This window comes from Aliivibrio finisterrensis (assembly GCF_008933155.1).
Classification (GTDB): domain Bacteria; phylum Pseudomonadota; class Gammaproteobacteria; order Enterobacterales; family Vibrionaceae; genus Aliivibrio; species Aliivibrio finisterrensis.
The window spans coordinates 213,994-239,451 of sequence record NZ_WBVP01000003.1 but is presented as its reverse complement, the minus strand read 5'-3'; the positions used below and the strand labels follow the sequence as shown (position 1 = coordinate 239,451).

The 25,458-nt window shown below is 38.6% G+C and carries 15 protein-coding genes; all 15 read right to left on the bottom strand.

What is annotated here, in order from left to right; genetic code table 11:
* Positions 1-3: 3 nt before the first annotated feature.
* Positions 4-3,324 (bottom strand): STY4851/ECs_5259 family protein, encoded by a 3,321-nt coding sequence (locus F8B77_RS04305; protein WP_208846065.1) that lies wholly within the window; start codon positions 3,322-3,324, stop codon positions 4-6.
* A gap of 170 nt (positions 3,325-3,494) precedes the next feature.
* The gene (locus tag F8B77_RS04300) at positions 3,495-4,805 is read right to left on the bottom strand and encodes an McrC family protein (protein ID WP_151654031.1); all 1,311 of its coding nucleotides are present in this window, start codon (positions 4,803-4,805) and stop codon (positions 3,495-3,497) included.
* Between the two features lie 2 nt (positions 4,806-4,807).
* Positions 4,808-7,069: an AAA family ATPase gene (locus tag F8B77_RS04295; protein ID WP_151654029.1), complete on the bottom strand. Its 2,262-nt coding sequence runs from the start codon at positions 7,067-7,069 to the stop codon at positions 4,808-4,810.
* A gap of 77 nt (positions 7,070-7,146) precedes the next feature.
* Positions 7,147-8,505 carry a tetratricopeptide repeat protein gene (locus F8B77_RS04290; RefSeq protein ID WP_244298196.1) on the bottom strand — a complete coding sequence of 453 codons (1,359 nt, stop codon included), beginning with the start codon at positions 8,503-8,505 and terminating at the stop codon, positions 7,147-7,149.
* 50 nt (positions 8,506-8,555) lie between these two features.
* Positions 8,556-11,354 (bottom strand): ATP-dependent DNA helicase, encoded by a 2,799-nt coding sequence (locus tag F8B77_RS04285; protein WP_151654025.1) that lies wholly within the window; start codon positions 11,352-11,354, stop codon positions 8,556-8,558.
* A gap of 264 nt (positions 11,355-11,618) precedes the next feature.
* Entirely contained in the window at positions 11,619-12,935 is a 1,317-nt protein-coding gene (locus F8B77_RS04280) for a restriction endonuclease subunit S (RefSeq protein WP_151654023.1), read from the bottom strand.
* Positions 12,932-14,578 (bottom strand): N-6 DNA methylase, encoded by a 1,647-nt coding sequence (locus tag F8B77_RS04275; protein ID WP_151654021.1) that lies wholly within the window; start codon positions 14,576-14,578, stop codon positions 12,932-12,934. Before F8B77_RS04275 ends, F8B77_RS04280 begins: the two co-directional genes overlap by 4 nt.
* 85 nt (positions 14,579-14,663) lie before the next feature.
* Positions 14,664-14,900 carry a hypothetical protein gene (locus F8B77_RS04270; RefSeq protein ID WP_151654019.1) on the bottom strand — a complete coding sequence of 79 codons (237 nt, stop codon included), beginning with the start codon at positions 14,898-14,900 and terminating at the stop codon, positions 14,664-14,666.
* 35 nt (positions 14,901-14,935) lie between these two features.
* Positions 14,936-18,472 carry a type I restriction-modification system endonuclease gene (hsdR, locus tag F8B77_RS04265; protein WP_151654017.1) on the bottom strand — a complete coding sequence of 1,179 codons (3,537 nt, stop codon included), beginning with the start codon at positions 18,470-18,472 and terminating at the stop codon, positions 14,936-14,938.
* Positions 18,473-18,562: 90 nt separating this feature from the next.
* Positions 18,563-20,566 (bottom strand): EH signature domain-containing protein, encoded by a 2,004-nt coding sequence (locus tag F8B77_RS04260; protein ID WP_151654015.1) that lies wholly within the window; start codon positions 20,564-20,566, stop codon positions 18,563-18,565.
* Positions 20,559-21,215: an OmpA/MotB family protein gene (locus F8B77_RS04255; RefSeq protein WP_061004452.1), complete on the bottom strand. Its 657-nt coding sequence runs from the start codon at positions 21,213-21,215 to the stop codon at positions 20,559-20,561. Before F8B77_RS04255 ends, F8B77_RS04260 begins: the two co-directional genes overlap by 8 nt.
* A complete protein-coding gene (locus tag F8B77_RS04250; RefSeq protein ID WP_151654013.1) occupies positions 21,215-23,296 on the bottom strand; it encodes a chemotaxis protein in 2,082 nt (693 codons plus the stop codon). The genes F8B77_RS04255 and F8B77_RS04250 overlap by 1 nt, the downstream gene beginning before the upstream one ends.
* 7 nt (positions 23,297-23,303) lie before the next feature.
* Positions 23,304-23,642, bottom strand: coding sequence for a hypothetical protein (locus F8B77_RS04245; RefSeq protein ID WP_061004448.1), 339 nt, complete (start codon positions 23,640-23,642; stop codon positions 23,304-23,306).
* 6 nt (positions 23,643-23,648) lie between these two features.
* Entirely contained in the window at positions 23,649-24,749 is a 1,101-nt protein-coding gene (locus F8B77_RS04240) for an HNH endonuclease (protein ID WP_061004446.1), read from the bottom strand.
* Positions 24,746-25,456 carry an OmpA family protein gene (locus F8B77_RS04235; RefSeq protein ID WP_151654011.1) on the bottom strand — a complete coding sequence of 237 codons (711 nt, stop codon included), beginning with the start codon at positions 25,454-25,456 and terminating at the stop codon, positions 24,746-24,748. The genes F8B77_RS04240 and F8B77_RS04235 overlap by 4 nt, the downstream gene beginning before the upstream one ends.
* Positions 25,457-25,458 lie beyond the last annotated feature (2 nt).

Genomic DNA, 25,458 nt, shown 5'->3' with positions numbered 1-25,458 from the left:
CCCTTATTTAGAATTATTAGCAAAGTAATTGATAAAACAACGGTACATTGACTCAAACCATTCACGATCAAAATCACGCAATTTCCGTAAATGAAATACTGAATCGGTAGGCAAGCTGTTACATACAACACTTGGAATCAAGTCTGATGTCATTGCCGCTGCAAATAATGGTAAGTACACAACACCCATTTGAAAACTCACATTTACTTTTAAATCAAAAGGCAATAAATTTAAATTAGTACAACATTGTTTTAACTCAGCACTATATTCAGTTGGCCAGCTATTATCCTCACTATGCAAATGAAGTAATTCTTGAAACCAACCCTCACTCATATGCTGAATTAAAGGCACTGGCATATTTATTGGTTTAGTTCCGTTAATTAAATAATCAACAACCGTACCTGATAAGGCTGGAATTGCTTGCCCAAGTTTATCTATTTGATTTTTACTTAACTGTTCAACCAATGGCTCAGGTAAACCTACACTATCCAATGTATTTCTCATTAATGTCACTGCATGTTGCCAGTTATCAATAGAGATAAACTCCCACAAAATGGGTAACTCACTTTCAAGCTGAGTAATGAATTTTTCATCATTTTCAAAAATAAATAAAGCGACAGCAAGAGCACGTTGGTCTCTCACTAAATGACGCCAGACTTCAAACGTAGAAAGAGGTAAATAACCATAATTAGCAAATGTATCTTTCATATATTGCCAACCACTATGACTCCAATCAGAGCTCATCTGCTTTAATACATCAGAAATAACATTCGAATTATACTGAGGGTGATACAGTTTCGATGCTTTTTGTAAACTCTTCACCTCCCCATCATTTAATTTAGATTCTCCACCAAATAAAAATTTAGCACGGAAAGTTACATCTGATTTTTCAGCAGGAATGATTAACCACGGCCCATTTTCTTTTACGCATGAAGGTAACTCATACTCTCCAGTATCAACACCTTCACTTTGACGACTAAGTAAATTAATTGGCTTTTGGTCTGGTGCAGATAAAGACATCAGCATTAATTTTACGTTTTCAGCATCCAATAATGCCTTTGAACGAAGTGAAACCGTATTTGCAGCGCGATCATGCTCTAAGATTGTTGAATAATGATTAATCGTAAAATTCAGCGTTTTCCCAGGTCCCGTTACATGAAGATCAACTTCACTATCAAGTTGTTCAGTTAAAGAAAGAAGCTCTAATATTGATTCTTTTAATGCATATAGACTCACTTCAACTGGCTTATCAGTAACTCGGTAGTTCCAACGAAAATAAGGATTATTGTGATTTCCTCTTCTATTAGACGAAACAATAGCTTCAACTTGAAAATTTGCAGGAATGCCTCTTGTTGAGAATAAATGCAAGCGACTACCTAATAAATCATCAACAGTAAGCCTATCTGGCAATGTTTTTCCATGACGATTATAAGCAACAGCACCTTTAGCAGGGAAAGGAACTTCAATTAAAATCGGGGCAGATAGAATATTTGCCATCACATGAACGGTGATTGTTGAGGGTGGTTTTCCTACCGCATCTACACAAAATTCTTTTATTCCATCTAGAATCTTTGAAGAACGAATAGTTACCTTGTCTGAAACAATTTTACACACACATGGTGACATCGTTTTTACTTTGATAATACCTTGGTTGGGCTTGTCGCCATTACATAGTTGAATATCAAAATCTTTAGGCAACACACCTATTCGTTTTCTTAATTGAATTAATCCATCTTCAGTTCTTGCCGTTAATAATTGTCTTCCGTTTGATTCAGATTGACTCAAGGAACCAAGAGGTGTCTTATCCAAGTAAATAGATACATTATCCGTATAATCAAGTTCTGAATTAATCGAATATCTATGTACTGTTGGTATGCCTTTAAATACCAAAGCAGGTATTGATTTCCAAGGCAGCTGATCACCTTTTAGGACAAAGTTATTGTTTTGAAAACTATCAGAATTTGTTGTGATTACATACTTTTCATCTTGGTTCATGTGAACTTCACATTTACCATTCAGAATAGTTAGCAAAAGTTCACCAAACATTAATTCAGATTTACTTACATTGCCGTAAACCAAATCAACAGTAGCGGATTCTGGTAATAATATCCCTACTTTAGTTTTCTTCGTTAATACTGACGATTGGCTTAAAACCTGCCATTTATCTATTTTTTCTATCAATGTAACTGGGGATTCTCCAATATCAACAGCACTCGCCTCAATTCGAATTTCAGCAAGTTTACAACCAGCTTGCATTGCTACGATATATAATTCACTTTCTGAATGGTGCCTGCGAACTTCTACAAGTGCGTTTCTCATTCGAATAGAGGTGTTATTATCATTAAACTGAGCAAATCCTGCGCCTAAAGATGCTATTTGAACATCGCCTTCGAAGATAGCGATCTCAACTCGACTGCTACTCAACTGCTCCTTTGATAATTCAAAAGTACACGAATGAGGTAATGTGATTTCGGTAAAAACAGCTTGATTTGAAAACGAGATATAATGCTTACACCCTAATGCTTTTCTAATTTTAGCTACTTTACTCACCTCTTTCGAAGCTGTTGATAATAACTGACTTAAAAACGCCGAGCCTGTTGAGTTTTCTAGCGGTAAAGGAAAGCTTTCGCGCCAACGAGGGAATTGAATATCTAAATATTCTGCTGGTTTAGATTCCTTATCTAACTCAAATTGATAAGCGAGAGAATCTAGTTTATCGATCATACTGGCAATAAGTTCAACTGTTCGTTCACCCTGAAGTGTTTCAGGAAAACCAGATATACGCCCTTGAATCAACTTATATATTGCATCCGAACCAATATCTTTAGCATCTTGATAACGTTCAAAAATAGAGAAAAATGCCGCCTGGTAATGATTTGAATCGCTCGACAAAAGATTTGAAGGTAAACCACCTTCAAGAAATACAGAACCCAAATAATCTGAATGACTCGCGCTAAACTTGGATATTGGTTTATTCCAATAATTAGTTAACCCTCTAACTACTACATCACTAATTTGGGTTGGAGATAAAGTAAAAGAAAGCGTTTTGAAAATAGATTGCCAACTCCAGTCTTGGCTGTATTCACGCCTAAACCATTCTGAACAATACAGAGTAAATGCACCACACCACTCTTTAGAAAAAGAGTGCTTAATTTCAAATTGCATACTTGCACGTAAAAGTTCATTAAGTGAACGATATTCTTCATTTGTCATATGATATTCGTACAATGCTGTAATTGGTTTTGTACGATTACTTCTTGCATCGACAAAACCAGTAAGCCAATTTACAGCAGATTGAGATTTATTTGCTACTGACGTATTCATTTATGTATCCTGCCTAAAAATTTCATTTACGACTGAATTTAAATTCAGTTTCATTATGATAAATTGGGAGTTTAAGCTTTTATTAATACCAATAACTTACTATGCATCTGATTGCATTGGTGTTTATAAGCTTGTGAAAAACAGATCCTATTAAATATTTAATGCTACTCTCAATTTAGTACACCTCTACATTTGTAACCTTCAGGCCAAATCAATCGACTTTCTCCATCCAAATCCAGAACAAACGGAACAACCCATAATCTTAGCGATTCGCTAAACTCAAAACTGTGCTCAACGGCAGTGTTAAAATGCTCGTGGGCTGGATAAATCAAAAACAAATCCCCGGTTCCATCTAGATATTTATGTCCATAGGCGAACATTTGGTAAAGATCGGATTGTGAAATGCCATAGTGATACGCATTTAGGTCGATTAACTTCCACTTGGTATCTAGCACAATGTTTGATTGGTCTGAGTTTGTGATCATTAAATCAGGGCGGAGTTGGAATTGGTTTTTGCCATTGTGCGTAGTTAAATATTTAGACGTTATCTGAGTGCTTAACGTTGAGCCCTCAGGCAAACTTTCGCCTAATACCGAAGCAACGTAGTTTTCAAATACCCTTTCCATTGGGAATAGAAGCGACTGAGCCTCTGCGGTGCCTTTCATGCTTAATGGTGAAAGTCCTTCTAAAATTAGTTTGGCCCAATCAAGTGGCGAGTGATAATAGCTCATCCCTCTATCGAGCTTAATACGAGCAAAATCATCTTTCGGATTTGTACTTGGTGGGATGCCGTCAAAGGCAAAATCTAACTCACGCAGTAAACGTTGATTTTTATGACGAAAAGTAAAATTAGAGACTTTTTTAAGCGCAGCACGAAGCAAACGGTTTGCAGGTCTGTCTTGCAAAAACTCATCATATTCAACATAGAATTTATGCTTATTTACCACATTGTGGCGGACTTGTTTTGATACTAATAACTTTCCTTTTTGAAAGGCTAGGTTATCTTCTCTTTTTACATAATCACTACGTAAACCGCGCTTAACCAATTGATTAACGCTTTGTAAGAACTCTTCAATAAAGATTTCAAGCAATGGCATTTGTAAGGTTTCTACGCTTGCCGTATTGGTTGATATATGACGAAAGGCCCCAAGGTGCTTGAGCATCATAAGTAGCGTTTTACGAGCATCCGTAATCGCCTGCTTTTTATCACTGGCTCGTTTTCCAATTTTTGGCAACACTTCAATATGCTCACCATGTGGCGTAAAAATCACGCCAACATAGTTTTTCACTTGCAGCACCTTGCAGCCATAACGTGTTTTAAGCTGTAAAAATTGGTTAACGTCTGTGTCTTGCTGAGTTAAACAAAGTGACTCTAAGTAGCGAAAGTTCTCTTTGGAGATAAGCGTAAAGCCGCTCTCATCAGCGGCGTCACTCTCAGACGTTAAATAACCAAACTCAAATACAACGGGATGCGAAGCCATGATTATTCGCCTTGCTTATCACTTGTTGCATAAATTTCTTTATATGCCTGTGCATCTTTCCAAACGCTATCCGACTTCTTTTTCAAAATGTATTGTTTTTGGGTTTCACCGTATTGGTTTAAGCCGTGCTTGTTGCCAAACAATGCGCTTAGTTTGCTGTTATTAAGCGGCTTTTCACTTACAAATTGCAGTGTTTCTTCTTTTTGATTATCTGCCAATACCAAACGAATTTTATCCCAATCTTCAAAGAAGTATTCTTCTAGCAGCGGGATGATTTTGTTTTGAAATACCGAGACTAAAGCTGTAAATGCTTTTTCTTGCTGGTTTGCATCAACCAATTTTTTTACTGGCATGAAGAAAGCATGGCCTAATGTATGCTCTCGATCATAAAGGATTTCGATACGCTCGTTGAGAACAGTAAGAAGTTCCTCAAGATCGATATCATCAACGACTGTATTAGCCAACAATTCTGGTTTTGGCATCATTTCGATAAAATCAAAACGACGGCGCAGCGCGGTATCCATCATCGCTAATGAGCGGTCAGCGGTATTCATGGTGCCAATGATGTGGAGGTTATCAGGCACAGAGAAAGGCTTCTTTGATTGAGGAAGTGTGAGTTCAATAAACTCATCTGAGCCTTTACGCTTTGAAGGTTCAATAAGGGTAATTAACTCACCAAATATCTTAGAGATATTACCACGATTAATTTCATCAATGATTAGCACGTAATTCTGAGGTTGATCGTTTAATTGCTCGTTGTTATTTAGAGACACTCCTTCACCCTTCAGTAACTCATACAACTCTGTCGAATTAAAACGCGTGAGCTCATAACAAGTTTTAAGTGTCAGCCTCGTATTATCATTTAGTGCATATAAATTAACGTCAATGTCCTTCGCTAACCACTTAACTGGCATTGTATGGCAAAAGTCTGATCGTCCTTCTATACCCTGCTCACGATATTGGTAATCACCAGAAACAACTCCAATTGCCTGAATAGACCATTGACCTTTAACACAGACGACAATGTCCCCCTCTGCCATACGACCAGAGAACTCCATTACCGACGATTTAGCCAATGCACCAAGCTGCTCGAAATACTCGATTTGATCTGTAGTGCGATCTTCATCCGACATATCACCCGCATTTCCCCAGCCAATTGCTGCGAGATCATTTGCAAAACAATAATCTCTGGCTTTACTCTGTTTTACTCCATCAATCGAAAGCTTCCAGATCCTAGCATCACGTTTAAGAGTTGAAGGCTGGTGGCTAATACTTGCTAAGGCATCAAGGCAGATATCTTTAAATACACCTGACTGTACTTGGTATTCAATTTGATTATCTTCATTTGTTATGGCCTTCATTCCCTCAACAAACTCTTCATAACCATAGCTTTGATGAAAAGTAACAAAACGAATTCGACCGTCTTTAGAAAGATCGTTATATTTATCTTGAAGTGACTTTCGTTGCTCAACGGTCGCACCGAGTTCAATATTAATATTCAATGAAGCGTAATATTCTGGCTCAGCGGCTTTCACTGCTGCCTCAATGGTGTGATAGGTTTTACCTGTACCTGGCGGGCCATAAAGGATTTGGTTTAGGGGTGACATTGTATTTTTCTCTTCTGAAAGGACAACTTCTTCCATAAATGATGTATCACCACTATCAACCATTTCATGATCAAGCAGGCTCCAGCACTTACGTCCATACTCTGCGATATTCAAATACTCATTGCTTGAGTAATTTGCTATCAATGTACGATAAAAATCAAGATAACTAGAAGATTGAGGCAGCTCTGTTAATTCTGCCAATTTATCTTTTGCAAAAATATTAACGATAGTCGGAGAATTTTGGTTTTGATACATAAATGCTATTTTCCATTTATATACAGGAGCCAATGTAACGTCATCAATACTTTTTAGATCACCTATTTCAGCCGCTTTAATTATCTTAATTATTTCACAACGAACTGACTCAAATGCTTCTTGTTCAGTCTTTCCAAATTTATTCCACCAAGAGTATTCACTTCCATGCGTCATTCCAGAACGCTCTTTTGGGTCACTATTACGTTTATAAATGCCAAATTTTGGAGATGGTGATCCTTTAATATTTGCCAATGGTTGAGTTTTGGTTTCCAACCAATAAGTAAACGTCGTTTTATTTTGAATTGAAACATATTCTGATAAAGACATCGTTTCGATTCGCTCAAGCGGCCAAGTAGTTAAGAACTCATCCCATAATTGTTGAAGTGCATTATTTTCGTTCATTGCTAGGTCCGTTTAAAGCAAGTGATGTTCTTGCATCTTTATTGATTAATGTCGATATGGCTCATAGATAGAAATGCTCAAAGTATAGTTAACTTAATCGCCTTCCAACTATAACGCGACTTAACCTTATCCCATGTCATTACACGTAATGCTTTTACCTGACTTCCTGAAGGAGTCTCATCAATAACAAAAGGAGGAATAAACGTATCTTCTACAAACCCAAAACCTTTGGGAGCAATCCTTAATTCCCCTTCGATGTATGACACATCGTCAATGTTACCGTCTTGGCAGGGCTTTGACGCCACAACTTCAAACTCCCCCTCTTTTTGAGATAGTGAGAGTTCCACGTAACTGCCGACTTCTGGCCTACCTTTAGCCTTGTGAACCCCCATACGAACTGAATATGATGTGGACTTATTAACGAAAGTATGAAAGCCTTTTTCTGATTTATGAATATTTTCAACTAAGGCCTTTACCTTAGTAACAGGACCATTAAGGAAATCTGAAGCATCAAGAGAAATAGAACTCAAATAAGTATTTAGCTGTGATTGATCGACGGTAGCGGCATACCATTGATTTTGAGAAAGTCGCTCTAAATCAGGTTTAACTTTCCAACCATTTGATTGGTAGACCGAAAGCGCTGTTTTTACGCACATTGAAGCCTCAGCAAAACGTTGTTTTTCAACTAGTAATGGAACGATCCCATTAAGTAAGCGAAGGCTGAACGTTATCTCATGTGCTGAAACAATTCCTTTTGCAAAAAATTTAATCGCAAATTCTGGATTTTCTGAACGATATGTTGCTGCCAGCGCCCCCCAAGCCCAAGACTCTTTTTGTTTTTTTCTAAGTATTGGTAAGATCAATGCTCTCGCCTGTTCCAACTGCCCCGTTACAATTAAACACTTCGCATAATCATAATCTAACCATATAAGATGCTTGGTATCTGTAACGCTTGATTTAGTTAAATTGATCAATGCAATCACCGATTCAAATTCTATTTGCCACTGCGTTTTAGCACGTAGCCAAGCTGCCACTATTTGTCTTGTAGAAGATAGCATTAAGCTCGGTACTTCACCTTTTTCAGCTTGAAACGGTTGCATCGTTTCGTGATCAAACAAAGCACCTTGGTGACGAAGCACGCAATGAACTAATGTTGGAAACCATTCCAGATTTTTGCGAAACTGAACAAGCAACATCTTGTATTCTAGGCCACCAGTCTCTATTTCTAAATTCATAACGGTTTGAAGCAAATTTTCTATCTGTTCAAACTCATAGTCACTAGGCCTAAAGTTTCCTGATGATGAAGCTCGCTTTGATATTTTTTCTTGCTGTTGTTTTAAAAATTCATAGCAAACCCAGAAAAGAGCACCTTTCAAATAGGAATCTTGAGGAGTACTTTCTAATGCTTGGAAGCCAACATTCCATGCCTCTTGCAATTGGCCTGATTTCCTTAAATTAGTTACTGTGCGAAATGGCTGCTCTGACATTATGACTCACTCCAAATTTCTATTATTTTGCTTAATAAGGCTTTCGAACCACTAAGTTGAGGCATTGGTATAACTTTTGTAAATTGCTGCTTTCCATTGTAATAGAAGTCCACAACAGCGGCTTCGCTACTATGTGAAAATGCATAACGTTGATTCCATGGTTTCTGGTCAATGCTCGCAATATCTATTTCATGAGGGGTAAACACCTCACGCACACGCTGATAAAAATCAGATAGAAACTCTTCATCAAATTGAAATTCATCTCTAGATGTTGTTATAAGACTATCGAAGAACGTACTACCAACAATACTGCCAAGCCGCATTTCTAATTCAGATGAAAGATCATCGATGCTCTTTACTTGCATTGAAGATATCTTATTTTTTCCGTTATAGTTAAACTGAACTTCAGCAGTACTATTTCCTCGTTTCAAAGTATAACGTTCTTGGTATTGGTAGTGATCTATATTCACGATTTCAATTTGTGAACCATCTAAGCAACCTTTCACTTTACCTAATAAACCAACTAATACCGCTTGCTTCTCAGCTATTCCGTACCGATTTAACTCCTCAATACAAGCACCAATAGAACAAACCTCTTCACTAATCGGTGCTTTCAAGATATTTTCACCAACAATGGTTGTATTACCACCTATTTTTATCTTCGGTTCATTAATCACATATAATGCTTTAGAGGTTCGAGTAATGGCCGTATAGAGCCAACGAAAATAATCTTGGCAAAGCGGAGATTGATGAGATTTACAGTTGACTAAAACATGTTCCCATTCACTACCTTGAGCTTTATGGCAAGTAATCGCATAGCCAAATTTTACTCTAAAGGCATTGAGGTATGGATCAGATTTTCGAGCTGCTTTTAATTGTTCTTCATTCCCTTTACGAGTTAACTCTGGGTGACGCTTTAAAAAATCAACATTAAGTGCTCTTGATTCATCGGCACTTAGAGACGGCTCTTCGGTATACAGTAGCTTTTCCATCACCTTAGCTCTAATAAGCTTTGGTTTGCTAAGTTTATCCCTAAACACTACCTCTACATCACGAAAGGCAAGCTCAACTGTAATTTTTTCGGTTTTACCTTCCACCTTTTTGTTGAAAGTTATCCATTTAGTTTCAACACCAGAAAGAATCTGTCTAATTAAACCAAAATCTCCATTTGTGACATCGATATCATTGCGATAATGATTGGCAACCGAAATAATTTTATCTCCGGCGCATAGCTCTAATGCTCCTGGAAAAAAATGCTCACGGCACTGCTTGTTATAACCAGCAACAATTCGATTTGAAGATCCAATTAGCATCACTTGTTTTGTTTGAGCAACCGTTCCATTACACAACTGCATAAACTGCTCAATAAACTGCTCTGATTCGACGGATTCAACATCTGACTGAACAGAGCTAACCTCCAGCTGATTGAACACATTTTTTTCGATAGCCTTTCTCAGCATCGTCGCATTATCCAAAACACCACTTTCTGACTCTTGTCTTACTACCTCTTTAAGAGTTTCTTCAATCACTTTTAATTGGTAGTTTTCAGCTAAATACTCATTAGATAACGCAGGACTAAATTTCATGCCGACAGGAGGTAACTGAGCATTGTCTCCTATAAAAATAATTTTTCTACGAATATTATTTTCTACGTTTCCAATGACTTTTTGACTGAAATCGACCAGATCTTTTAGTAGGAAACCAGAACCAAACTGCACGCTTTCGGTGCAGGAGTAAATGTCCGCAATCATCGATGCTTCATCGACAATATAAACCGTATCATCACTATTAAAATTCTGCTTCACAGGAGCAACAGGTAAACGATCATCATGCTCATCTTTAAGGTAACAATCCCGAAAATCATAAATTGCACTATGAATAGTCGATGCATTTTGATTCGTTTTATCAGAAAGTACTTTTGCTGCTTTACCCGTTGGTGAGAGTAAAACGCTATTCATACCTAAATTAGTTAGGTAGTTAACAACCCCTTTCGTAATAAAGGTTTTACCTGTACCTGCATAACCGTGGAGAATAAATACATCAGATTGAGGATTGTTAATAAAGGTCTCTATCGAATTAAGCGCCCTTTGCTGATCGTTTGTTAATTTGATATCCGCAAATTCATCATGAATAGAAACTCTGGCTCGCGTTTGCTCCATCTTTAGGTCAATACTACTTGCAGCATCTCGACCTGAACGTTGGAATTCTCTGATTGATTCCTCAGCAGCTTCTGTTGATAACCGCTCTGACCTTCGTTGTTTTAATTCTTCTTTTAACTGTTCAAGCTCTGCTTCTGTTTGTTTAATCGTAGCTGCTCTTTCAAGTACTTTACTTTGTAGTTTTGTGTTATCTAAACGCAAGTTTTCAAGAGTATTATCATGGCAAACAGGCGTAACAAAAGTAGGAACAAAAACATAACTTCCTTGCATTGTCTGTATAAACCAGTGCCCGACCAAATAACACTCCTCTAATAACCAAAGAGCATCAGATGTCATAAGCTCGATTTCATTATGGACAGCTTTGTTACCTTGCTTTCTGACAGCGTGTAACTTACTCAATATTTCTTGAGGAACAGATTGTATGAAAGTTGGGGTTCGCAAACGTTCAAGAAATGAATGGCTAGAATCTACTTCTATCTGAAGATGGTGAAATATATATTCGGTCAACAGCTCTGAATACGCTCGAAGCTTAAATGCAGCTGTCTGTGGATCGCAATAAACATTATTCTCAGCTTGCTCACCAAGTGTTTGCAGCTTTGAATAATCAGAACCAAGAAAAGAAAAATTCGAACGTTTCACTCATTAACTCCACTATTGAAAATTGGTATGCATAACTAAATCGCAAATACCAAATAATCACATTATTTGTAACTTTGACTTAAATTCATGTATTGCAACACGAATTGGGTTTATCGGTACATTATACCAATAAAAGAAACATAATTCTTGATTTAGAACTATTTAAAAGAATATTTTATAAAGACAAGAATAATTGCTCATGAAATGAATGACAAAAGAGTAGACACAAAAAAGCACGCCGGAGCGTGCTTATAAAATTATCAATTAGCCTTTAGCGATGGCTTTTTCTGCTTTCTTTCTTGCTGTCTCAGCTTTTTTAGCTGCTTTGGCTAGAGTTTCGGCCTCAATGCGAGCCTGTGCAATGCGCTCTAGTAGCTTATCCGCAGGTTCATCGTTTGGATCTTGCGGCACCAACTCACCACGAAACGCCTTAGCTAAAATACTTTGGGTTAGGTTATTCACCCTCGCCTGCGCTTTTTTCACTTGCGCTTCGATGGTGTCAGCAAAAGCGAAGTATTGCTCGACTAGGCGGACAATTTCTTTTTGCTCATCGAGATTCGGGTAAGGCAAACTCAAACTTTTTAAGACTTTAAGGTTAATATTTTTTTGTGCTGTAGCAGGCGCAAACTGCTCAAGACGATTTTTATTTACATCAATTAAGTACTTAACAAACAACGCTGATGTAATGTCTTTATTGGGGGTAAATCCGACAACACTATCAGGAAAACATGCATCAATTCCTAGAATGGCAGTGTCCGCAATATTTGCAGCGATCGTTATACATAACGTTCCTTTAGAGAAGAGCTTTCCTTGCTCCAAACCAAATTCACTATACCATTTGGAGCAGCTAGTTATAATGCCATTACTTTGTGCAACCTCTCCAGTTTGGATAAATGGGTACTCAGCACCGAATAACCGTGGATCATTTCGAGGACGATGCTTTGATTTACCTCTAGCTAATGCACCCAAGTCATCGAGACCTTTACGTAACCAATAACTCGGATAACCTTCTTCGTCATATTGTTTTTCTCCACGCCATTCTTCCGTCAACTTCCCCGAAACCGCAGAAGCGAGTACCGATTGGCGGAAGCGTTTTAGCAAACTAGGTATACCATCCAAACGCGCTTTAATGGTGTCGACCTGTGCCAATACCTCATCGAGTTTTTCAACGATGCGTTTTTGTTCATTATCTGGCGGTAAAGAAATCATTTGCGCGTAAGCATCGTCTCTATTTAAACCAGGAATTGCAGTAGAACGATTTAACTTGGTTAAAGGTAGATTTTTTAACTGATAATACCAGTATTTCTTTGTTCCACTTGGAAATGTATCTACATAATAAGTTGTATCTATCGGTGAAAAATTATCATTCGAAATATGTACCTCCCCAAATGAGCCTTTTCGTCCAATAATTAAACCTCCTCCATAAACTAAAGGCTCTGAATGCGAGCCAACGATACCATTTGAACCATAAACAGGAAAACCAATACCATCACGAACTTTCGCAGGTAAAGCTTTTCCATATTTTAATTCAATTAACTCGCCAAGCTTTATCTCAACCCACCCTTTCGGCAACGAACTCATAGCTCACCTTCCTGCGCCTGAGCGCCCAGCTCCCCACCCCTGAATCCTGAAACCTGCTCTTCCTGCTCTCTCAACCCAAACGCCTCTGCCACCAACAACTTCTGCCCCTCAGCCACATCATCCGCCCCTAGCGCTTGCATCAGCTGATAAATCTCTGCCATCGCCTCAGTCAACTCTGCCATTGCTTCACCTGCTAATACTTCTGGCTCTGGCAAGTTCTCTGCACTGGTGGCTTCTAAATCTTTCAACCACGAAATATCTAACGAGTCGCCTTTTTGATCACGAATGTAATCACGGCTGAATTTGCGGAAGCGAGCGTTCTCTAAAGTGTGCTCAACAGAGTCTTCCCCTTCAGCAAAGATGTTGCCTAGCGTCTCATAAATCCCTTCTTCACGAGCAGATAAACCGTTGGCATCGCTGCCATACGCGTTCACAAACACATCAAAGTGCTTTTCAGTTAATGGACGGCGCTTACCAAAGGTATTCATGTTGGTACGCATATCAAATACCCATGTCTCTTTAGTGCAGCCTTTATCTTGGTTCGGGTTCTCTGGCGTGCCTTTTTGGAAGAACAAGACGTTGGTTTTTACTCCTGCCGCGTAGAAGATACCTGTAGGCAAACGCAAAATGGTATGTAGATTACATTTGTCCATTAAATCACGGCGAATTTCTGTGCCCTTACCGCCTTCAAATAAGACGTTATCAGGAATAACCACCGCTGCACGGCCGCCCGGCTCTAGCGCATCGTAAATATGCTGCATAAAACAAAGCTGTTTGTTGCCTGTTGGGTGAACAAACGTACGGGTGATATTGGTGCTTGAGGCACTACCAAATGGCGGGTTGGTTAAAATCACGTTGGCTTTAGGTAGGTTTTCACCTGCGCTGCCTAGGGTGTTGCCTAAACGGATTGCGCCTTCGTTCTTATCACCGTCAATGTCATGCAATAAGCAGTTCATTAAGGCTAAACGACGCGTTTCAGGCACTAGCTCTAAACCGACAAAGGCTTTTTTCATTTGGAACTCTTGATCTTCATCTGGGAGTGCAAATAAGTTGTCGGTATTTGATTTAATGTATTTGTCCGCTTCAATTAAGAAACCTGCCGTCCCTGCTGCCGGATCTTGAATGATCTCGCGCGGTTGTGGTTGTATAACGCTCACAATGGTGCTGATTAATGCGCGTGGCGTAAAGTATTGGCCTGCGCCTGATTTGGTTTCGTTGGCGTTCTTTTGCAGTAAGCCTTCGTACATATCACCAAAGTCATCACGGCTTTTTCCTTTGTCGCCATCTTCATCACTGTACCAATCTAGGCTGTCCATGTTCGACACTAGCTCTGTTAACTGTGCCGGTTGAGTAATGGTGGTGTTTACGTTTTGGAAAATAGCACGAACAATGGCGTGATCATCTGCACCCAGTTGTACCAACATATTGCGGTAAAACTGGTGTTGCTCTTGACCAATTTTTGCTTTTAGATCAGCCCAGCGAAACCCCTCTGGCAATAGATCGTCTTCTTGCCCTGTTTCTTCACACATTTTAAGAAACAGCAGCGAGGCCAATTCATTGACGTAGTTTTGGTAAGACACTCCGCCATCACGCAGGTTGTCACACAATTTCCACAGTTTGGCGACCAGATCATTATTGTTCATGTTATTTCTCTTAATTTGTTTTGCCGAATAGAAACCAATGGAAACTATCAGCCCAATATTCTCAAAGGGGATTGAATAACAGGGGCTAAAGTCCTGTTGTATTGATATCGATATTTGAAATACCTGAGTCAATAGTATCTAGCTTGCTCTCTATGGCGTTCAAACCATCATAGATAACCTTCGCATATGAATGCTCTTCAACCCAATTCAATTCTTTGTTGATTTCTTGAACTTCAGATTTTATATCTGTAACAGTTTCTAGTATTTGTTCATTAACTGTAATCAGCCTTTCTAATAAATACTCAAGGTTTTCTGTGCTCATTATTCGTTATCTCCGTTTTTTGAAATACTACAGTTTTACGCAGGCTCATCCCACATATATTCATTAAACTGGAGCAGTATGCCGTCTAATTCATCATTAAAGACGCTCATTAGCTTACGTTTGCCACCACTACGCTTGTAATTACCCGTTTTGAAGGTGTCGTCATCCAACACCACTTTGTCTTTTATTGAGTTGGCGATGCGATCAAGCCATTGCAGTTGAACGGGTTGCCATTCTTTGCTTGATTTTATTCTGTCTAACGCTATTTCGACTCGCTGCTCAAACGGCAATAACGCATCCCCAATGGCGGCACGACGAATGTGGCCAATTAATCGCGCGGCGATGTCTTGGTTTTTGCTCTCTTTCCATGCGGTTTTTAGCGTCGGTTCATTGAAGTTTTGGGCATCAAACCACTCTTGCAGCTCTAATAAGCCTTTTCGTGTTAAATCTCGTGGACGGTTGATGATGATGTCTAACGCGTCTTGTTGATTGGCTGAACGTGTGACTAAGGCATCGAACGCGTCTAAAAAATCGTCGGCGTTTTTGTGCTCGCCATACAGGGTTTCGACTTTGATCACCGCATCTTCTATATCTGTGAAGATCGGCATATCACGCAGTTCATTAATGTCTAGTTTCAGTTGCTCTAAACGCCCTACCATGTTTGGCAAAGCATTGAAGATCTCCGCTGACCATTTTGGCCCTTTTTCTTTGAGCGTTTTGGCAAGCCCTAAGAAGCCACACCCTGCGTTGTCGATACACAATTCATCAAAGCGTTTGATGTGTGCTTCGATCTCTTTGGATTTATCACGGTTAAAATGAGCATGACTGGTGATGCGTTGCAATTTTGCTATCAACTGCTCATGGCTGTGCTCGGCAAAACTGCGTCCGTCCGCCTCTATGGTTTTATAGGTTTCTGAATCGGTAATTTCGTTGACTAAGGTTTGTAGATCCACCGTTGGACGAATCACCACTGGACGCATGGTATCTACGCTTTGCAGGGTAGAATATAAGTCAACCGCATCGAAGATCTTAAATGAGGTTTTACCTACTTCTGGACACAGACGCGTAGCTCGGCCTTTCATTTGTTCATACAAGATACGGCTGCGTACTTTACGCATAAAGACGATATTACAAATACTTGGGATATCGATGCCTGTGGTTAATAAATCCACCGTAACTACTATGTTAGGTAGGCGTTCTTTATTAAAACGGGTGATCATCGATTGCACTTTGTTTGCGTCTTTATCTGAATCGCCCGTGATTTTGATGATTGCATCGTGCTCTAATTGTGGGTATTTGGCTTTAAACGCGGTGCGCAGCTCTTCCACCACCGCATCAGCATGGGTGTTGTTCACACAAAAGACTAAGGTTTTTTGCGGGCTGGTTGGGTCAATATGGTGCACTAACTCTTCGCACACCACTTTATTGAAGTTGGAGGCGATTAAGGCTCGGTTAAAGTCAGCAACCTCAAAGCCTTGTTCATCATTTAAGGTGTCGTTAATTAACTCGCCTTGGTTTGATAAACGTTGAACCTCGCTGCCTTGCGATAAATACACGCCACCGTCACTCAATTTGGTGATGATGCGGATTGGTGGCTCTTGATCGGTTAGGAAGCCATCAATCACGGCTTTTCGATAGCTGTAACGGTACACTGGCTGCTTCTTATCGCCACCAAAGATATCAATGGTATGCAGTGCAGGCGTTGCGGTTAGTGCAATTTTCACTGCATCAAAATGATCGATAATGCGGCGATATGAGGAGATAAAATCTAACTCATTACGGAATTTTTCTTCACCTTCGGTCTGCTCTTTATCAAGAATATACCCTCGGTGGGCTTCATCAATAATAATGCAATCGTAACGGCCAACAGGCATGGTCTCGTCACTTTGTAGTGTGCGTTTTACCAGTGATTGAACTGTTGCTACGTGGATCTTGGTGCTGTCTTCAGGGAAACGGTCGGTTAACCCTTTTACATTAAAAATGCTATTAAACGTGTCGCCTTTGATGTTAGTGTCTTCAAACGAACCTAACGCTTGTTTACCCAATGAGGTTCTATCGACCAAAAAGAGGATGCGTTTAAAGCGTTGAGATTGAATTAAACGATACATTAAGGCAATGGCGGTACGTGTTTTACCTGTGCCTGTTGCCATGGCAAGTAAAATGTCTTGTTGGCCTTTGGTTATTGCCTCTTCTGTGGCTTTTACGGCTTCTTCTTGGTAATAACGCAAACCGAGATCGCTCATGTCGGCATTATCACTAAACCAACGGTTGTTGTGTTGGTTATCGCTCTCTAGTTTGGCAAGTAGCTCTTCTGGGCTGTGCCATTCTGGTAGGGCTTTTGGCATATTTGTGGCATGACGAACATCACGATACCAAATTCCACTCTTGGTTTTTATTGCTGAGCGATAAGCACGACCGTTAGCAGAAAAACAGAATGGAATTTTATACGGCTCTGAACTGGATGAGTCAGACCATGTTGGTAAATAGGTTGGTAATGACTCGGCAATTAGATCAAGTGCGGTTTGATCATTGGCGGCGTGCTGTAATTCATTACGTAAAAAATCGTTATCAAAATATTTGCTGTAGCGATAAGCCTCACTCAATTTTGCCACTACGTCTTTATTGGCTTTTTTTGCTTCAATAACCCCAATGGCCTTTAGACCAATGAATAGAACGTAATCGGCAAAGCCTGTTTTACCCGTTTCATCTTTGCCTGTTGGCCACTCGGCAATCGCTATATTTCGACCGATTTGTGGCCGAGTACCGTTAGCGAAGCTAAGTAATTTGCTGTCGGCATCCCACCCTGCTTTTCTCAGTTGGTTATCAATCAGGTAGCGACTTTCACTTTCGCTGAGATCCAACGAGCGTGAGGCGGCTTGATCGGTGATCTGCTTTTTGTACGCTTTACGCTCTGCTTCTGTTTTCTTGGCAATTTCTTCGTCTTTTTCTTTTAGCTGAGCTTGCAGTGCTTTAATTCGATCTTCGGTTTGCTCTGCTGTCTCTTCTTGCTTACTTTCAAGAACAGATATATAGCCATTTAATGCTGTTAGCTTGGCATTTTGTGCAGCGACTTCTGCTTTAGTTTGCGTTTCGCTTTGACGAGCTTCAGCTAAGGCTTCTTTTAATGACAGCAGCTCTTGCTCAAATTGTTCACTGCTTTCGGCGTTTGGTAAATTAAATTGTGGTGCTGCGAAATCGTATTGCTTGGTAACTAATCGGTAATACCAAACAGCAAGGCGGAAGACTAAACGAAGACACATCTCTGCATCTTGTAAGTCATCATGGTATTCATGTACCGCTTGGTTACCAATTTTACGAAGCTTGTGGAAAACCGATAAGATGGTGTCATCAACAAATGGAATTTTTCCAAGCTCACGTAAAAGATCATGTTGGTTATCAGGGGCTTCTATATCTAACAGCTTGGCGAGGTGCTTTGCTGTTGCTTCACCAAAAATTCGAGCTTTCACTAAGGTTGTGTTTGGATCATCAGGATAGTTTTTCTCTGCTGCACGAGCAATCGTGAACATGAAATCATTGACGCCTTTTAAGAACTCAAAATTTGATTTTTTCATAGATACTAACCAACACTTCATTATTCATTGTATGATTTATCTCTATAATACAACGAATTAACCACGCAATTCACTGACATAAGTTACAAATTAATAAAATGAATTAAAAATATCGTCAAGACGCTCACTAACTGTTCGTCTAAATTCAATGGCTGTTTTATCACTGCGAGATTCTAACTCTTCCAACATAACAATTAAATCTCCTACATTATGCTCTATAAAACGAAATTTTCTTTCCAAATCAAAAATACTGAGTTTTTTAAAAGAGGCCAATTGTAGAGTTTTCTCCAACTTGTAGTGACCTTGGGACATCTTATTTTTTTGAACATTCAGACGTTGTGTAAAATACTCAGCATTACGTTCCATCTCGATATTAAATTTTTCTACTAAACTTTGTGCTTTCTCATGACCATTAATGGCAGCTTTTGCAACCCAACGCTCTCCATGACGTCGTAAATTCACATCCGCATTTTTCAGTAGTATTTGACCGAGTTGGTTCATTGCCTCAGGGTTACCTTGATTTGCAGATTTTTTAATATAGAACTCATGGTCTTCAGATTTACCTAATTGTTGAGCAACATGAGCCTTGGATAAATATACATTACTCTTTTGTTCTAATCCTGATTGTTCACCGTATTTTGACGTCTTAAATTCAGCATTCCAAAATAGTTCTACCCAGCGTTCAAGCTTTGCCGCTCGTTCATCTAAATAAGATTGAGCTGGCATTGGCAAACCAGTTATTGAGCTGTATTTATTTACTGCTGGAGGTAATCCTTTGAAATAAGGAATATTATCATTTGGTAGCAGCTTAAATTTAGTTCTTAATAATTTCTCACAAAAATATTGCCAAGAAGTAATGTGATCATGCACTTCCAATTGCGATATTTCTCGAATTGCATCAATGCTCAGTTCTTTTGACTCAAACAGTCGCTTAGCATTCCATTCATTATTTTTAAAGAAACGCGTTTCACTTAACTCTCCGCGTAAAAACTCAACTGCTATTATTTTATCTAATTCAAAGATTAACACTTCACAGTCTGAATCAAATGGTTCTATTTGAGCTGATAACTGCTGACCTGACACCTGCATATAATCATAAGTTGTATGCGGTAGTAACCCTCTTATGCGATTAAATCGAGAGCTATAATTTGACCAAAACATAGTTCGACTGTGAATTTGACGGGCTTCATGTTCTTCAAACTCAAGTTCTTTTATCCCATCATCACTGGTTAACGTTCTCGAGATCATTTTCAATTCATAATAACTAGAAATATCAAATTTCTTACGTAGGATCTTCTTACTCGATTCAGTTAAGTCATACCAAAAAGTATCCTCACTCATTGGTAGACAATGCTCTTCTAAGAGAGTTTTGATCGCAACTCCGTAATTATAATCTGAAAAATGATGAATCGCGGCTTCACAAAATATCTCTTTTTCTTTTGTTGTTATCAATTCATTAAAACATTTCTCTAACCATTGTTCAGAACGAGTGATTAACTGCGAAGAGACTGTTTTGACTAAGTTTTCCGATAATTGTTTTAGGTATGTATTGGCTTTTGGCAGGCGCAATTTGCGTATCATTCCCATAGGAGTAATATTGGCTGAATAACATTGTTGCGCAATTAATCGGTAGTCTTTTTCTGCAACAAGTACCAACCATTCGATTTTATCTTTACTAAGCTGATTGAGTTTAGACACATGACGTACAATTTCCATACTATCAATCAGTTCTGTTACCAAAGAAGTTTGACGATTATCCAATGCTAGCGCAACTTTAAAGAAAGCGATATCACCCAATGAAACGTTGGTACAAATTGCTAGCCATATAGCACGACAAGCATCATTAGTTTCATTTTTATTAAGCAGTTCCCATTGGTGTTTATTCTCAATAACATCTAACCATTCTAGAATGGAAATCTCATCACTTTTCCCCATATCAACTAAGCGAACAATTTCTCGTATGCTTTTAGGGGGGAAGCTCGGTAAATTATTTACCCCCTCTCCCATATTAAAGAAATCATCAAATGGCATTCTATCAATACTATTTAAGCCCGGAAGCGATGGTTGATTGAACGTAAAGCCTTTATTACTCAACTTTCTCTACCTCTGAAAAATAGCCTAAAAACTGCTCATCTTTAAACTGAAAGCGGAATTTAACTTTTCGATCTGAGGGATCTGTTTTTGTTTGATCAGCTTCAATAGGACCACGACCTGAAATCACAGTTTTATTAAAGAACGCTTTTTTATGCTCAAATCGCATACTATTCACAAATGCCGTTACACTGTTAGCTCGTAATACACTCAGTTCCATATTACGATTAAAGCTGCCTTCAGAGCTTGAATGTCCTTCAATCACTATTCGAGATATTTCATTTGTCGTTTCTGGTGACTGAAAGATCACATCTGAATAAATAGGGATAAATTGCTCTAAAAAAGCTTCACCCGATTTTTTCAATTTATATTCATTTCGATCAAACAAGATCGAATCAAGAATTGAGATATCTCCAGTTTCACTGTCTGCTTGCACTTCAATTCCCGAACTTTGAAGTGCATCATTTATTCCTTTGATAATAACGACTCGAGTATTTTGACTGTTTTCATGCACTTCTGATATTTGCACTAATGCACTGATTAATAGCAATGCAAAAATCATTAATAGCACTGACATCAAATCACCGATAGAGAGCCAGACTCCTGACTCTTCAGCATCTGCACTATGAGGAACGCTTCGTAAACCGCGCATTAGGCATTAACCTCTTTAGCTCTACGATCATCCTCTTCAAACTCACGACGCTGTACCTGCGAATTAATTAAGTAACCAGCTGCCTGTGAGAGTTTATTGTGAATTGAACTTGCTGCTGTATCAAAATCAGTAAAGAAGCCTTCGAAGCTTTGATTTGCGCGAGTAAAGTATTCATCCATTGCTTTAGGAAGATTTTCAGTTACATCGTTAAACGTCGCCGCTGCTTTTGAATACTCTTTCTTTAATTGACCAATTTCACGTCCCATCGTTTGGGCTGCATCTTGTAGCTCTGCCATTTTAGACGCTTCATTTAACCCAATTGCTTTCGCAACTTGTTCAATTGTTTTTGCCGATTTTTGTAGTTCAGTGTGTTGCGCTGTTAATTCTTGAAGTAAGTTGTGGCGAGTTTGATATTCGCTTTCAAATACTTTACGGAAGTTATCTACAACTCCATTCAGACCATCGCGTTGTTTACCTAAGCTGTCTTCTAAAAGGTTATTCTGTTGCGTGAAGTAACTTGTTAGATTCTGCTGATATTGCTCTCGGAATACTTCTAGTTCTGTTTGAACAGTATGGGACATTGAGATTACTTTTTTATCGATATCACCAAGGCCTGAAATCAACTCATCTTTGGCGCTACTCATTAAACCGCTAGCTTCTTCACCTACGGTTTCTAGCACTTTTGTTTGCTTATCAAATATCTCTTGAGATTCTTTTAATAATGAAGCAATGCGGTTTTCTACGTTATTAAATAATGCCTGCTCTGCTTGTTGGCGATCTGACAGGGCATTATCCATAGACTCTTTAATGCCTTCAAATGCTGACGCTGCCGTTTTTGAACTATCTTCAAAAGCAATACGCTGTTTATCCATCCCTTCCGTTGCGCTGTTAAGCATTAATTGAATTTCTTGAGCAATCGTTCCCATTGCTCCTTGAGTATCTTCTTTAAAGCTACTTAAGATATCTTTTAACGACTCAGCAAAGCTTTGTAGTTTGACCATGGTTTCTTGTTGGAATTTATCTATGGTTTCAACGGTTTCTGCTGTACGAGTAATTACATTTTCTACGTTTCTGTTTAGTAATTCTGAAACTTCATTATTTCTTTCTACTGCATTAGAGGTTTTCTCTAGCTCTTTAACAACTGGCTCAATTAATTGGATTTTCATTTCACCGATCATTAATTCGACAAGCTCTTTTTGATTCTGTTCTTTAATTTCTTTCAGCGTGGCAAGCTCAGTTCTAATTCCTTCTAACGCTGGCGTCATTTGTGTTTCAAGTGACTCTGTTACCGCTCGCGAAATGGTTGTTGCTATTACTTCACCATTAAAAGTTTGGCTTAATGATGATAGCTGCCCAACAACAGCATTCATGCTACCACCTAGAGATTCCATTACTTGTGCTGATTTTAGTTGTGCATCTATCACTTCTTGTTGATTTTCATTGGAGATATTTTTTAAATACATGATAGGACTAGCTTCAAGGTATTGCTTTGCTATCGCTACTGTAAACTGGTTTTGCGCTTTAGCTATTGAACTTGAAGATATTTTCATTACCGCCATAAATACAGCAGACAAAGAAAGGCCAGCTAAAGATGTATAAAATGCCGTTTTCATCCCCTCTAATAATTGAGCAGCTGAAGCAAGAAGGGCTTTTGACTCTCCTGCCATATTGAATTCACTTAAGCCTAAAGTGATGCCCAAAAATGTCCCGGTAATACCGATACTGGTTAATAGTGCGGGTACTAATTTATAACGACTAACGTCATATGCAGGAAGCATTTGAGTAATTGGTGACTTAGAAAGCCACATCCCATTCTTGCGTTCAATAATAAAAGAGTCCTCTTCTATTTCATAAACTAAGTGGTCAGTAACCCAAACGAGTTCACTCTCTGATAATGCAGAAGCCATTATATTTTCACTATTATGGCGAGACGCAATTGTTGCTATTTCTTTTAAACGCTTTTTCTCATTCGCATTGGTTCTCCACTCTCGATACAAAAAGAAGGAAAAACAAGACAAAATGCTTATTATGATGATTGCAGTAACTGTATCGCTAAATAAATTGATTATAAATTGAATCATAATAGGCCTAATTTTTAATTAATTGTTGTAATTCAAGTGAAGAAAATAAATCTTCTGCTATTCGTGCTGGTAAGTGTTCTACGTCAGTTCGTATTACACCATTGATATTTATTGGCTGAGTTAACCTAACGCTATACATTGATTCGCCATGCTCTGAACTATCTGTGGCTTGGACTAAATAAACATCGTTTGGAAATTCTCGCAGCAAGGTACTTTGCAATGATGACTTTGTATCTCTAAATGATTTAGTAGCAACAAAATCATTGCCAAATTCATCTCGTGACAATTTCCAAGCATGGTTGATTGTAATTATTCTTTCTATTATTTCATCTAAGCGTAATTTCATTATCAATTACCAGCGATTGTTCTGAACTCTTAGGTTTTGAGCATTTTGCTTATAACCTTCAAGAAATTCATTTATATTCAACACTTGCCACCCACACCCCATTGCATCGTCGATGTCATTTTGAGAAATAGCAACACCGAACTTTAAATGTGGCCAAGCAAGCTCAACTTTCGCGCCGATATCACCAAAATCATCTTCAATATAATAACCAACTTCAGGTAATTGATAACGCTCTTGGCGACATGCATACAAAACACCATGAACACCAGGATCTGCAAAATCAAATACTTGTTTCCAGTCACCTAAGTCATCTAACAAACCTTGCTCTTGACGCAATTTATTTATTAATTGTCTTTCACCATGACTTGGGGTCATATGATCGTGGTTATATTGCTTACTATGGCAATCAATGCATAGCGCTTTTAGATTATTAGGTCGATTATCCGATCTAACACCACTAACATGATGTACATGCAGTAACATACGATGAGAGCGGAGTTCTACGTTACATTCTTCACAAGTAAAGTTTTTTTCTACACGATAATGCGATGAAATTTTTGCCCAATCTTCGGTGTAATCTGTTTTGGCAGTTTCAGCCGAACGACTTGGCATGTGTGGAAAGAATGAACTATAAGTCGTAAAAAACTCCTTCATATCGAACTGTTGCACAATAGGGTATATTGACTCACCCGTTTTACAGCCTTTATAATTTAGCTGTTTCAAACAGTTCTGGCACACTTTCAGTTTTGCCTTAGTTTCACCATAACCAGATGATACTAAAAATTCACCAGAGGTATCATTTGTTACAACGTAGCGCTCAAAACGTCCATTTGCTCGCATGCTTTTTAATGTAGAGCAATCTGCTACGTGAAAACGTGCACTAGGACCATTTGCTTTGATGTATAAGGTTACATGCCTGCCCTTGTAACTTAATAAGCCAGATTCAATATCGACATCTTTTAGCTCAACGTCTTTACCTGATGCTAGTTCTAAATCAAGTTTTTCGATATTCGTTTCTGTATAAGCTAAATTAAAGTCCCCTTTCTTTTCCGGTTCCATTAAGTTTATCGCAGATTTTAAGCCTCTAAACGTTACAGTCAGCTTCATACATTATCCAAGATTTTACGGATTTGCTCTTCCGCATTAGTTATAACTCGGAATGACACTCGACGTGAACGACTTTCATCTTCATCGCCATTTGTTTTTAAGGCTGGTTTTGAAGACGAATACCCCACTGCGGCTACATTTCCTTTAACCCAAGAATAATGTTCTATTCGAACACTATCTAATGTCATTACATAACCTAAAACAGCTCTCGTTCTAGATTGCGATAGTCGCATGTTTTTAAAATAAGCTTCGTAATCACTTGAATCGTGGTTCCAACGACTTGACGTATGACCTTCAATCTTAATTTCTTGGATTATTGGTTTATAACTTTCAAGAACATCTAAATAACGAGGAAAAAAATCATCTAAAATAATTTGAAAATCACTCGTAAGACTAGATTTACCGTTAGCAAATAATACGTCAGGAGCTGTAAAATTAAGACTTAATGTTTCTCGGTCTATTTCTGCTCCCCATTGCTTAAGATCGACTTCAAATTCTGCTAATAATGCAATATAAATTGCTTGTTGGGTTTGCTGATAAGTTTCTGCTACTTCTTTTATTTTGTCACGTTCAACCATTGCATCGCGCATTAAAGCAACAGAGATAAAAAGAAACACCATCATTAAGCCTGCCATCAAATCTGATACAGACATCCAATGCTCGCCGCTGTCACTTGGACGTTTTGAAGAACCAAATAGTTTATCCATGA

Bases quoted from the DNA above. Each gene is read 5' to 3' on its own strand.
- F8B77_RS04295 (WP_151654029.1), bottom strand. From the start codon at position 7,069: ATGAACGAAAATAATGCACTTCAACAATTATGGGATGAGTTCTTAACT.
- F8B77_RS04240 (WP_061004446.1), bottom strand. From the start codon at position 24,749: ATGAAGCTGACTGTAACGTTTAGAGGCTTAAAATCTGCGATAAACTTA.
- F8B77_RS04245 (WP_061004448.1), bottom strand. From the start codon at position 23,642: ATGAAATTACGCTTAGATGAAATAATAGAAAGAATAATTACAATCAAC.
- F8B77_RS04250 (WP_151654013.1), bottom strand. From the start codon at position 23,296: ATGATTCAATTTATAATCAATTTATTTAGCGATACAGTTACTGCAATC.
- F8B77_RS04235 (WP_151654011.1), bottom strand. From the start codon at position 25,456: ATGGATAAACTATTTGGTTCTTCAAAACGTCCAAGTGACAGCGGCGAG.
- F8B77_RS04270 (WP_151654019.1), bottom strand. From the start codon at position 14,900: ATGAGCACAGAAAACCTTGAGTATTTATTAGAAAGGCTGATTACAGTT.
- F8B77_RS04280 (WP_151654023.1), bottom strand. From the start codon at position 12,935: ATGAGTTCGTTGCCGAAAGGGTGGGTTGAGATAAAGCTTGGCGAGTTA.
- F8B77_RS04275 (WP_151654021.1), bottom strand. From the start codon at position 14,578: ATGAACAATAATGATCTGGTCGCCAAACTGTGGAAATTGTGTGACAAC.
- F8B77_RS04255 (WP_061004452.1), bottom strand. From the start codon at position 21,215: ATGCGCGGTTTACGAAGCGTTCCTCATAGTGCAGATGCTGAAGAGTCA.
- hsdR (WP_151654017.1), bottom strand. From the start codon at position 18,472: ATGAAAAAATCAAATTTTGAGTTCTTAAAAGGCGTCAATGATTTCATG.
- F8B77_RS04305 (WP_208846065.1), bottom strand. From the start codon at position 3,324: ATGAATACGTCAGTAGCAAATAAATCTCAATCTGCTGTAAATTGGCTT.
- F8B77_RS04300 (WP_151654031.1), bottom strand. From the start codon at position 4,805: ATGGCTTCGCATCCCGTTGTATTTGAGTTTGGTTATTTAACGTCTGAG.